We start from the raw sequence: 12,518 nt of genomic DNA on the forward strand, positions 1-12,518 counted from the left end.
AAGTGAACGCAGAAGGATTCGAACCTTCGACCGCCTGCTTAGAAGGCAGGTGCTCTATCCAGCTGAGCTATGCGTCCATTGATGATTAAATCAACTCCTAAAGGAAAAATTTAACAATCAGTCGGGGTGGCAGGATTCGAACCTGCGGCCTCCTGCTCCCAAAGCAGGCGCGATAACCGAGCTACGCTACACCCCGAGTGCAAAAAAAGCGGAGAGTAAGGGATTCGAACCCTTGGTACAGTTTCCCATACGCATGTTTAGCAAACATGTCCTTTCGGCCACTCAGGCAACTCTCCAATATAAGAACTTATATTCCTTTTAAGCGGTTGCAAATGTAACTTTCTATTCTATATTTCACAAGTAATTGCCCCATTTTTTTAAATGTTTTTTTAATGTTAAATTAAAATCATTAACAATCAAATGTATAGCTTAATAAAATAGCATTTTCTAGTTAGTTAATAACAACCGCAAAGTACAATCAAAATAAATTATTATTCAAAAATAATTATCAAATGTGTAATATTATCAAAATTGTAATTTGGTATTTACACAAAATGATTAAATTCGCAACTTCAACAATGAATTCAACCCATTATGATCAAAAAAGTTGTAATAGTTTCAGCAGTCAGAACTCCAATTGGAAGCTTCATGGGAGGATTATCCTCTGTTTCTGCCCCTAAATTAGGCGCCATCGCTATAAAAGGCGCACTAGACAGCATACAATTGGATGGAAATTTAGTCGATGAAGTTTTTATGGGTCAGGTAATTCAAGCTGGATCAGGTCAAGCTCCTGCTAGACAAGCGGCCATTTTTGCTGGTTTACCTCATACTGTCGCTTGTACGACTGTAAATAAAGTATGTGCCTCTGGAATGAAATCGGTGATGATGGGAGCTCAAGCCATACAATGTGGTGATGCCGAAATTGTAGTTGCTGGAGGAATGGAAAACATGAGTTTGATTCCACATTATATGCATTTGAGAAATGGCAATAAATTTGGCCCCGCCACAATGGTTGACGGAATGCAGAAAGATGGACTGACTGACGCTTACGACAACAATGCTATGGGTGTTTGTGCTGACTTATGTGCAACTGAGTATAATATTAGTCGTGAAGAGCAAGATGCGTTCGCAATTCAGTCCTATACACGTTCTGCAAAAGCGTGGGAAGAAGGAAAATTTGATGCTGAAATAGTAGCTGTTGCCGTACCTCAAAGGAGAGGTGAACCAGTTATTGTTTCAAAAGACGAAGAATATACAAATGTCAATCTTGATAAAATCCCATCATTGAATGCAGTGTTTACAAAGGATGGAACTGTAACAGCAGCCAATGCATCTACAATCAACGATGGTGCGGCAGCAATGATTTTGATGAGTGAAGAAAAGGCAATTTCATTAGGACTAAAACCCTTAGCGTATATAAAAAGTTATGCCGATGCTGCTCAAGAACCAAAATGGTTTACTACGAGCCCAGCTCTAGCCATTCCGAAAGCTTTGAAAAAAGCAAGTATTTCAATAGAAGATGTAGATTATTTTGAATTTAATGAGGCTTTTGCTGTTGTAGGCCTAGCCAATTCGAAAATACTTGGACTTGATGATTCCAAAGTTAATGTCAATGGAGGTGCGGTTTCATTAGGTCATCCGTTGGGTTGTTCAGGTGCTCGAATTATTGTTACCTTATTAAATGTTTTAGAACAAAATAATGGTAAAATTGGTGCGGCCGCAATTTGCAATGGTGGCGGAGGCGCGTCGGCAATTGTAATCGAAAAGTATTAAATTAATACTAGCATAAATCATAGCCCTGATGGAAGTGTAAATCCGTTTTTACTTTTTCTCTAAAAATAAAAAGATTGCAATGAACAGCAGGACACGAGCGAAGCGAACTGATGCAATAAAAAGCTCCAAAAAAACAAAAACAGTAAAACCTAAAATAGTTTAAATGTTCGGAATTTGTAATCTTGCCATAATCCCCCTTCGATTTGACCATAGCGATAGAAGCGAAATTGTTTCTCAAGTTTTATTTGGCGAACATTTTGAAATCATAGAACAATACAATCAATGGTCTAAAATAAAATTACAGTTCGATGATTATGAGGGTTGGGTAGATTCGAAACAATACCAACTTATTTCAGAATCGGAATTTCACCAATTATCGCAAGATGTGATTGTTTTGAATGCGGATTTATTGGAATATATTACAGGTCCAAATAATTTATTGCTTCCCATTCCGCTAGGTTCGTCTTTGTCTTTTTTGTCTCATGCTGACATTAATAATGCCAACTTTAATTTTGAAGGAACAAGAATCAGCGGGATTAAATCGAAAGTATCTATTATCAACACGGCTTTTATGTACCTCAACGCTCCTTATCTTTGGGGAGGAAAAACGCCTTTTGGAATAGATTGTTCGGGTTTTACTCAAATGGTCTACAAACTAAACGGTTATAAGTTATTGCGTGACGCTTCGCAACAAGCCCTACAAGGGGAAGCTTTGAGTTTTATTGAAGAAAGCGAACCTGGAGATTTGGCTTTCTTCGATAATGAAGAAGGCACTATTATTCACGTAGGTATCATTATGGAAGATAATTACATCATTCACGCCAGTGGAAAAATAAGAATCGACCGCTTAGATCATCTTGGTATTTTCAATGCCGAAGTGAACAAACACACCCACAAACTTAGAGTAATCAAAAAAATTATATAAAAAAATCCGTCTCAATAGCAATATTAAGACGGATTTCAATTTTTTATACTAGACTTTATTTCGCTTCTAGTACTTTTACTTTTGCTTTCAACTCTTTGTATTCAGCAGTCATTTCTAATGCACTATACACGTTCATAAGTGTTTTAGCAACATCAATATTAGTCGGTTCTAACTCCACTGCTTTTTGAAGATACGGAATAGTACTTCTGAACAAATCTTCTCTTTGAGTTTTCAAGACTTCATATCTTTTCATATCCTTGGTAGATGTTCCCAATTTGTTCATTTCGTCAATAATTGGTTTTTCGTTTTCCAACTTCAAAGCAGCTAAGTTAATATAGGCGTTAGTATATTTAGGGTTAATTTCTATTACTTTTTTGTAATATTTCTCCGCATCAGCAGGGTTTTTCGCGTTGGCACTAAGCACACCTAAATTAAACAATAAATCTGCATCGTTTGGATTTTTTTCTAAAGCTTCAGCTACCAATTTTTTGTAAGTATCATAATCTTTTGTTTCCAAATACAAGTTAGCTTCAGTAAGAAGCAAAGTGCTGTCTTCTGGATTTGCTTTTCTTGCATCAGCAATAGCTTTTTTAGCTTCTTCTATTTTTCCTTGATCCACTAAAATCAAGGCGATATTTTTATAGATTTCACCTCTTTTCGAAGGTATCTTTTCAGCTTTTGGTTTTTCGTGAGTTCCCAATTTTACAGCTACATCTCTTTCTTTTGCAGTATTAAATACATCTTCTTCACTAGTCAATTTATTTACTGCCAAATAAGTTGTTCCTTTTCCAGAAAAGTTTAATGCTTTCAATTCAGAATAACATTGTAAAGCTGTTGTATAATCCTTAGCGTTTACATAGGTAGAAGCAGCATAGTACAAATTGATTGTATCTTTTTTGTCTAACAAATATACATCATACAATTTCTTTGCTCCTTCAAGGTCTCTATTGGCTTTTGTATCGTCTACAGCACTGTTCAACAAGTTTCGTTTGATGGTTACAATAGATGCAGCAGCTTGTGCAGTATATTTATCTTTTCCAGATGCTTTTTCTGTAGCTAGTAAATCCTGGAATGATTTAGCAGCTGTCAATAAATTTTTGGACTCATCCACTTTTTTATTAGCTAATTCCAAATGAGCATTTCCGTTTACAAAATAGAAGTGTGCTTTTTCAGAAGCATCTACATTTGCCAATAATGATTCAACTCCGTTTAAAGCCGAAACTGCCGCTGCAGGATTTCCGCCTTTTAATGCTTTTTCAGCGGCTTTGATTTGATCTTTTTGAGCAAAAGCAATTACTGAAATCAATAATGCTGACGCTAGAATTACATATTTACCTTTCATGATTTTTGTTTTAAATTTATGCAAAATTACTAAGAAAAACATTTACTATTTATGATAAAAATCATATCTAATAAATGTTTTAGGTTGTTTGTTTTTTTAATTATCTGTTTCGTCCTCGTCCTCTGCATCATCCTCTTCGTCTTCAACGATTTCATCGTCTGCATCATCATCATCGTCATCTGCAACTCCATCATCTTCGAGCACTTCAAGAACCGGTTTCACACGTTCGATTCCTTCAGCTTCGATAACGTTTCCGTCTTCATCAACAATTACTTCGGCAACATCATCTTTCATTACTTTAGTTACCGCAGCGATTGAATCAGACCCTTTAAGATTGATTAATTTAACCCCTTGAGTAGCACGTCCCATAACCCTTAAGTCTTCGACAGCCATTCTAATGGTTAATCCAGATTTATTAATAATCATCAAATCATCAGCGTCCGTTACGGCACTAATTGAAATTAGTTTTCCTGTTTTTTCAGTGATGTTCAAAGTTTTAACCCCTTTTCCACCCCGATTGGTAATTCTGTACACGTCTTCACCGTCTTCGTCAACCAATTTGGTGCGTTTACCATAACCGTTTTCAGTTACCACTAAAATCTGTGAATCGTTGATATCGTCTTTATCCACAGTCACCATACCAATAACTTCGTCTGTTTCATCTTTTAATGAAATTCCACGAACTCCGGAGGCAGTTCTGCCCATAGGACGAGTTTTGGTTTCTTCGAAACGCACTAATTTACCTGATTTTACAGCCAAAATAATCTGACTTTCTCCATTGGTTAATTTTGCTTCTAATAATTCGTCGCCTTCCTTGATAGTAATAGCTGCAACACCATTGACTCTCGGACGAGAATATTTCTCCAAAGATGTTTTCTTAACTTGACCTTGTTTGGTTACCATAACCAAGTTGTGACTCTTGATGTAGTCTTGATCTTTTAGGTCTTGGGTACAGATAAATGCTTTTACTTTATCATCACTCTCGATGTTTACCAAGTTTTGAATAGCTCTACCTTTCGCAGTTTTGCTTCCTTCAGGGATTTCATAAACACGCATCCAGAAACATTTTCCCTTTTGGGTAAAGAACATCATATATTGGTGATTGGTTGCTACGAACATATTCTCAAGGAAATCCTGATCTCTTGTTCCAGCACTTTTTTGTCCAACTCCACCTCTATTTTGAGTTTTGTACTCTGACAAATTAGTACGTTTGATATAGCCTGCGTGAGATATTGTAATTACTACATTTTCATCAGCAATTAAATCTTCGATACTTACATCACCACCTGAATATTCAATCATAGAACGACGAGCATCTCCGTACTTATCACGAATCTCGATTAACTCTTCTTTGATTAAGGCAGTTCTCAAATTCACATCTTCTAACAAAGCTTTCAAATGTTCGATTAACTTCATCAATTCCTCGTATTCCGCTCTTAACTTGTCTTGTTCAAGACCTGTTAATTGACGCAAACGCATTTCGACAATGGCGCGAGCTTGAATGTCGGATAATTGGAATCTTTCGATTAATTTCTCTCTAGCCTCATCGGTATTTTTCGAACTTCTGATCAAAGCAATAACTTCATCAATATTGTCAGAAGCAATAATCAATCCTTCTAATATATGGGCTCTTTCTTCGGCTTTACGCAATTCGAAACGGGTTCTGCGAATGACCACATCGTGACGGTGCTCTACAAAATAATGAATCATATCTTTCAGATTCAACATTTGCGGACGTCCATTTACCAAGGCAATATTATTTACACTAAACGAAGATTGCAATTGCGTGTATTTATAAAGCGTATTCAACACCACATTTGGCGTCGCATCACGTTTCAAGATGTACACGATACGCATTCCGTTTCTATCCGATTCGTCTCGAATATTAGCAATACCATCTATTTTTTTCTCATTGACCAAATCAGCAGTACGCTTGATCATATCGGCTTTATTGACTTGGTATGGAATTTCAGTTACGATGATACATTCTCTGCCATCTACTTCTTCAAAACCCACTTTAGCACGCATTACAATACGTCCTCTACCCGTTTTGAAGGCTTCACGAACTCCTTCGTAACCATAAATTGTACCTCCAGTTGGGAAATCTGGCGCCTTGATATGCGTGATCAACTCGTCTATTTCGATCTCATTATTATCTATAAAAGCCAATGTTCCGTTGATCACCTCAGTAAGATTATGTGGCGGCATATTGGTTGCCATACCTACCGCAATTCCTGTTGCACCATTGATCAACAATGTTGGAACTCTTGTTGGCATTACTTTTGGCTCATACAAAGTATCGTCAAAGTTCAATTGAAAGTCAACTGTTTCTTTTTCGATATCAGCCATTATTTCTTCCGAAATTTTGCGCATTCTAGCTTCGGTATAACGCATTGCAGCTGGACTATCACCATCGACAGACCCAAAGTTACCTTGACCATCGACTAATAAATAGCGTAAACTCCATTCTTGAGCCATACGAACCATCGCATCGTAAACCGAAGTATCTCCGTGTGGGTGATACTTACCTAAAACTTCACCGACAATTCTGGCAGATTTTTTATGGGCAGATTTTGACGTTACTCCTAAATCATACATTCCGTAAAGTACTCTTCGATGTACTGGTTTCAAGCCATCTCTAACATCAGGAAGTGCTCTTGACACAATTACTGACATCGAATAATCGATGTAAGCTGATTTCATTTCATCTTCAATGTTAATAGGAATTAACTTTTCTCCTTCAGACATAAGTTGTAATATTTAATAAATTTATTTTAATTTCAAAACGTGCTAATATACGGCATTCCGATGTTTTCACGCAAACTTTTCGATACTTATTTCAATGATTTATTAACAAAATGTTCTTGTTTTTTGGTTAATAAATTATATAAGTTTTAACGTTTTTCTGTTCTTTTTTTTGTCAATTAGCAAACAGAACCTAGAACTAGGTATAATTTTTGTTTTACAAACAACAATTCACTAATTTTACAATAGAAATACGAGATAATATGGATGATAATTTTTCGCCAAGAGTAAAAGATGTTATTACTTATAGCAAAGAAGAAGCCTTGCGTTTGGGTCACGATTTCATTGGCACTGAACATCTTATGCTCGGAATATTGAGGGACGGCAACGGCAAAGCAATTAATATATTGAACAATCTATCAATTGATTTAAATCTTTTGCGTAGAAAAGTGGAGGTTCTAAGTCCAGCAAGCCCAACAATGGATGCTAACAACGAAAAAAAGAACCTTCATCTGACCCGACAAGCAGAGCGTGCTTTGAAAACTACTTTTTTAGAAGCAAAAGTATTTCACAGTACCTCAATTAGCACAGCCCATTTACTATTGTGCATTCTAAGAAACGAAAACGACCCCACAACAAAGCTATTGAATAAACTCAGCATTGATTATGATATAGCCAAAGAACAATATATAAACATGACACCATCCGAAGAAAATTTTATCGAAAACTTACCCCGCAATGACGCCTACAACGATGATTCAGGACAAGATGACAGTCTAAAAGAAGGGAATTTTAACAATCCGGCCAATAAATCAAACAAAAAATCTAAAACCCCCGTTCTAGACAATTTTGGTAGAGATTTAACTGAAATGGCCGAAGAAGGAAAATTAGACCCTGTTGTAGGTCGCGAAAAAGAAATTGAACGTGTATCTCAAATTTTAAGCCGACGCAAAAAGAACAATCCGCTATTAATTGGAGAACCTGGTGTTGGGAAATCAGCCATTGCCGAAGGTTTGGCTTTGCGCATCATTCAAAAGAAAGTTTCTAGAATACTGTTCAACAAAAGAGTCGTAACCCTTGATTTGGCTAGTCTTGTTGCTGGTACAAAATACCGCGGACAGTTTGAAGAACGTATGAAAGCCGTGATGAATGAATTGGAAAAAAATGATGACATTATCCTTTTCATTGACGAAATTCACACCATTGTTGGTGCTGGTGGAGCAACAGGTTCGCTTGACGCTTCCAATATGTTTAAACCAGCATTAGCAAGAGGTGATATACAATGTATTGGCGCCACAACCCTAGACGAATACCGTCAGTATATCGAAAAAGATGGAGCGCTCGAAAGACGTTTCCAAAAAGTAATCATTGAACCGACTTCTGTCGAGGAGACGATTACCATCTTGAACAACATCAAAGATAAATATGAAGATCATCACAATGTAACTTATAGCCCTGAAGCTATAGAAGCTTGTGTCAAATTGACCAATAGATACATGTCTGAGCGTTTCTTGCCGGACAAAGCCATCGATGCTCTGGACGAAGCGGGATCGAGAGTTCATATCACCAATATCGAAGTTCCAGTACAAATTTTGGAATTAGAAAAACTCTTGGAAGATGTACGCGAATTGAAAAATGCGGTGGTCAAAAAACAAAAATACGAGGAAGCTGCCAAACTTCGCGACGATGAAAAGCGTCTCGAAAAAGATTTGGCTATCGCCCAAGAACAATGGGAAGAAGAATCGAAAAGCAATCGTATCGAGGTTACCGAAGACAATGTGGCCGATGTCGTTTCGATGATGACTGGAATTCCTGTTAATAGAATTGCACAAACCGAAAGCAATAAACTTGCTATTCTACCGCAATTGATCGAGAATAAAGTCATTGGTCAAAAAGAAGCAGTTGTTAAAATTGCTCGTGCCATTCAAAGAAATCGTGCTGGATTGAAAGACCCGAACCGACCAATTGGTTCGTTCATTTTCTTAGGACAAACTGGAGTTGGAAAAACACAATTGGCCAAAGTTTTGGCAAGAGAGTTATTCGATTCAGAAGAAGCCTTAATCCGAATTGATATGAGCGAATATATGGAAAAATTCGCTATTTCGAGATTGATTGGAGCACCTCCGGGATATGTAGGTTATGAAGAAGGCGGACAACTCACCGAGAAAGTGCGCCGCAAACCCTATTGCGTAGTTCTTCTAGACGAAATCGAAAAAGCGCATCCTGATGTTTTCAATATGATGCTTCAAGTACTGGACGACGGTTATTTAACTGATAGTTTGGGACGTAAAATCGATTTCAAAAACACGATTATCATTATGACTTCGAACGTGGGAGCACGCCAATTGAAGGATTTTGGACAAGGTGTAGGTTTTGGCACAGCTGCCAAAGTAGCTCAAGCCGATGACAATTCGAAAAGCATTATCGAAAATGCTTTGAAAAAAACCTTTGCGCCGGAATTCCTCAATAGAATTGATGATGTAATCGTATTCAATGCTTTAGAAAAAGAAGACATCAATTTGATTATCGAAATCGAATTAGAAAAATTATACGCTCGCATCAAAGATTTAGGATATGTACTAAACCTTTCTGATAGAGCCAAAGCCTTCATCGCAGACAAAGGATTCGACAGACAATTTGGCGCAAGACCGCTGAAAAGAGCCATTCAAAAGTATGTCGAAGATGCTCTGGCGGAGGAAATCATTACTTCTAAAGTAGGTGCTGGTGATGAAATTTTTATGGATTTAGAAGACGAGACTTCGCAAGAATTGACCGTTAAAATTCAAAAAACAGAAGAGCCAACAAGCTAATTTAGTTTTAAAGCTAATTATCAGCCACGAAATACATTAATTTCACTAATTAATTTGTGAACTATATGTAATTCGTGGCTTTTTATATTACAAAGTTGAAAGCTTTTTTTTACTTTTTTCTCAAACCTACCACGACCTCAATGAGCTGTCTTCTAAAATCATTGCAGCCCTATTTACATTGATTTAACCCCAATTTAACATCCAAACTACTTATTTCAATCTATCTTTACGATTGATTAAGTTCCTCACAAAACTCATTTATGTTACAAAGCAAAATAATTTTAGGCAGCGAAGAATGGTGTACTTTACCTGAATTAGGTATTCCCTCTATTAAAGCCAGAGTCGATTCCGGTGCGAAAACATCGGCTTTACATGCTATCAATATCGCACCTTTCAAAAAAGAAGGTCAAAACTGGGTCAAATTTGACATCAATCCCATACAGAACAATGTCAAAACCATTATTCATTGCGAGGCACCTTTGGTCGATAAAAGAGTCGTAAAAAGTTCTAGTGGTTTTAGAGAACAACGCTATGTGATTCAAACCACACTAGACATTGGCGATTCGAAATGGGTGATCGAAATGACCTTGACCAATCGCGATTCTATGGGTTTCCGAATGTTATTGGGTCGCGAAGCGATGAGCGGAAGAGTTTTGGTCGATCCAGAGCAACAATACCTATTGGGACAACCATCGATTGACAATCTAAAAGAAGTTTATAAAAATGCCAATAAAATAAGTTCGGGTTTGCGCATCGGATTACTGGCAAGCAACCCCGAATTATACAGCAACAAACGAATAATGGAAGCGGGTGAAATGCGCGGTCACGAAATGCACTTTTTGAACATCAAAGAATGCTATATGAAACTGGATGCTAAAAAACCTGAAATTCATTATCGCGGAGGAATCATACTTAATCAATTTGATGCCATAATTCCTAGAATTCGTCCTAGTATTACTTTTTATGGCTGCGCTCTAACCCGTCAATTTGAGGCATTAAATGTTTTTTGTTTGAATTCTTCGACTGCGATTACCCAATCGCGAGATAAATTATTCTCTTTACAGCTACTTTTGCAAAGCGGAATTGATATTCCTACCACTGGTTTTGCCAATTCTCCTTTAGACACCAATGATTTGATAACTATGGTTGGCGGACCACCATTGATCGTAAAATTACTCGAAGGAACTCAAGGCAAGGGAGTCGTTTTGGCTGAAACCAAAAAAGCCGCCGAAAGTGTTATCAATGCTTTCAAAAGCTTGAATGCTAATATTTTGGTACAAGAATTCATTAAAGAAGCCAACGGAAAAGATTTGCGTTTGTTTGTAGTCGATGGCAAGGTGGTTGCTACTATTCAAAGAGAAGCGATGCCAGGAGAATTTAGAGCCAATATTCATTTGGGGGGCACAGCTTCGGTGATAAAACCAACGCCAGATGAGAAAAAAATAGCCATACGAGCTGCCAAAGCAATGGATTTGAAAGTGGCAGGAGTAGATATTATTCGCTCTTCGAAAGGGCCTTTATTACTCGAAGTTAACTCCTCGCCGGGCCTTGAAGGTATCGAAGGCGCTACCAATAAAGATATTGCAGGTGAAATGATTTTGGCTATTGAAAAGAATTTTAAATTGAGGTAATCTGTTGTTCTGGTTGGTGACTCCTATTGCTTTGGCTTGATATTTACTAAAAACAATTAAGTTAACTTTATGCGTCAGTTCGATCTAACACTTTTAGTTATGTTGTATCCAAAATGCTTCCTAAAAACTTCTCGATACAATTTTTATCGTAAAGCTGGCGCATTACTATAAAAATCACTCGAAGAGACGTGTGGGTAAAGAATAACGTTAATAGTACGTCAGTTCGAGTGATTTTTAAAGCCAAATAAAAGTTGAATTATTAAAGAAAACTATTGCTTTAAAAATTGTATCGAGAACCCTTACTAAAAACTTCTCGATATAATTTTTATCGTAAAGCTGGCGCATTACTATAAAAATCACTCGAAGAGACGTGTGGGTAAAAAATAACGTTAATAGTACATCAGTTCGAGTGATTTTTAAAGCCAAATAAAAGTTGAATTATTAAAGAAAAGTATTGCTTTAAAAATTGTATCGAGAACCCTTACTAAAAACTTCTCGATATAATTTTTATCGTAAAGCTGGCGCATTACTATAAAAATCACTCGAAGAGACGTGTGGGTAAAGAATAACGTTAATAGTACGTCAGTTCGAGTGATTTTTAAAGCCAAATAAAAGTTGAATTATTAAAGAAAAGTATTGCTTTAAAAATTGTATCGAGAACCCTTACTAAAAACTTCTCGATACAATTTTTATCGTAAAGCTGGTGCATTACTATAAAAATCACTCGAAGAGACGTGTGGGTAAAAAATAACGTTAATAGTACATCAGTTCGAGTGATTTTTAAAGCCAAATAAAAGTTGAATTATTAAAGAAAAGTATTGCTTTAAAAATTGTATCGAGAACCCTTACTAAAAACTTCTCGATACAATTTTTATCGTAAAGCTGGCGCATTACTATAAAAATCACTCGAAGAGACGTGTGGGTAAAGAATAACGTTAATAGTACATCAGTTCGAGTGATTTTTAAAGCCAAATAAAAGTTGAATTATTAAAGAAAACTATTGCTTTAAAATTGTATCGAGAACCCCTACTAAAAACTTCTCGATATAATTTTTATCGTAAAGCTGGCGCATTACTATAAAAATCACTCGAAGAGACGTGTGGGTAAAGAATAACGTTAATAGTACGTCAGTTCGAGTGATTTTTAAAGCCAAATAAAAGTTAAGTTATTAAAGAAAAGTATTGCTTTAAAAATTGTATCGAGAACCCTTACTAAAAACTTCTCGATACAATTTTTATCGTAAAGCTGGCGCATTACTATAAAAATCACTCGAAGAGACGTGTGGGTAAAAA

Annotated in this window: 6 protein-coding genes and 3 tRNA genes; 4 read left to right on the forward strand and 5 right to left on the reverse strand. The window is 36.6% G+C overall.

The features are described 5' to 3' along the window. Nucleotides 1-3: 3 nt before the first annotated feature. From ACIQ1E_RS11645 to ACIQ1E_RS11655, 3 genes are all read right to left on the reverse strand, one after another. Nucleotides 4-77, reverse strand: a tRNA-Arg gene (locus ACIQ1E_RS11645). Between the two features lie 44 nt (nt 78-121). Then, nucleotides 122-196, reverse strand: a tRNA-Pro gene (locus ACIQ1E_RS11650). Between the two features lie 13 nt (nt 197-209). Further along, a tRNA-Ser gene (locus tag ACIQ1E_RS11655) sits at nt 210-296 on the reverse strand. Between the two features lie 298 nt (nt 297-594). Here ACIQ1E_RS11655 and ACIQ1E_RS11660 point away from each other — a divergent pair. Next, entirely contained in the window at nt 595-1,773 is a 1,179-nt protein-coding gene (locus tag ACIQ1E_RS11660) for an acetyl-CoA C-acyltransferase (RefSeq protein ID WP_396171479.1), read from the forward strand. 163 nt (nt 1,774-1,936) lie between these two features. After that, a complete protein-coding gene (locus tag ACIQ1E_RS11665; protein ID WP_396171480.1) occupies nt 1,937-2,698 on the forward strand; it encodes an NlpC/P60 family protein in 762 nt (253 codons plus the stop codon). 55 nt (nt 2,699-2,753) lie between these two features. On the opposite strand, the gene ACIQ1E_RS11670 is transcribed toward ACIQ1E_RS11665, so the two are convergent. Both ACIQ1E_RS11670 and gyrA read right to left on the reverse strand, forming a co-directional pair. Beyond that, nucleotides 2,754-4,040: a tetratricopeptide repeat protein gene (locus ACIQ1E_RS11670; protein WP_396171481.1), complete on the reverse strand. Its 1,287-nt coding sequence runs from the start codon at nt 4,038-4,040 to the stop codon at nt 2,754-2,756. A 96-nt stretch (nt 4,041-4,136) separates the two neighbouring features. After that, nucleotides 4,137-6,788 (reverse strand): DNA gyrase subunit A, encoded by a 2,652-nt coding sequence (gyrA, locus tag ACIQ1E_RS11675; RefSeq protein WP_396171482.1) that lies wholly within the window; start codon nt 6,786-6,788, stop codon nt 4,137-4,139. A 260-nt stretch (nt 6,789-7,048) separates the two neighbouring features. Between gyrA and ACIQ1E_RS11680 the strand changes: the two genes are divergently transcribed. Together ACIQ1E_RS11680 and rimK are read left to right on the forward strand one after the other, a co-directional pair. After that, nucleotides 7,049-9,595, forward strand: a complete 2,547-nt coding sequence (locus ACIQ1E_RS11680) for an ATP-dependent Clp protease ATP-binding subunit (RefSeq protein ID WP_396171483.1) — start codon at nt 7,049-7,051, stop codon at nt 9,593-9,595. Nucleotides 9,596-9,855: 260 nt separating this feature from the next. Further along, a complete protein-coding gene (rimK, locus tag ACIQ1E_RS11685; RefSeq protein WP_396171484.1) occupies nt 9,856-11,226 on the forward strand; it encodes a 30S ribosomal protein S6--L-glutamate ligase in 1,371 nt (456 codons plus the stop codon). Nucleotides 11,227-12,518: the final 1,292 nt, after the last annotated feature.

The organism is Flavobacterium sp., assembly GCF_044348915.1.
GTDB lineage: Bacteria > Bacteroidota > Bacteroidia > Flavobacteriales > Flavobacteriaceae > Flavobacterium.

Coding starts and splice junctions, on each gene's coding strand:
- ACIQ1E_RS11670 (WP_396171481.1), bottom strand. CDS start 4,040: ATGAAAGGTAAATATGTAATTCTAGCGTCAGCATTATTGATTTCAGTA.
- ACIQ1E_RS11680 (WP_396171483.1), top strand. CDS start 7,049: ATGGATGATAATTTTTCGCCAAGAGTAAAAGATGTTATTACTTATAGC.
- ACIQ1E_RS11660 (WP_396171479.1), top strand. CDS start 595: ATGATCAAAAAAGTTGTAATAGTTTCAGCAGTCAGAACTCCAATTGGA.
- gyrA (WP_396171482.1), bottom strand. CDS start 6,788: ATGTCTGAAGGAGAAAAGTTAATTCCTATTAACATTGAAGATGAAATG.
- ACIQ1E_RS11665 (WP_396171480.1), top strand. CDS start 1,937: ATGTTCGGAATTTGTAATCTTGCCATAATCCCCCTTCGATTTGACCAT.
- rimK (WP_396171484.1), top strand. CDS start 9,856: ATGTTACAAAGCAAAATAATTTTAGGCAGCGAAGAATGGTGTACTTTA.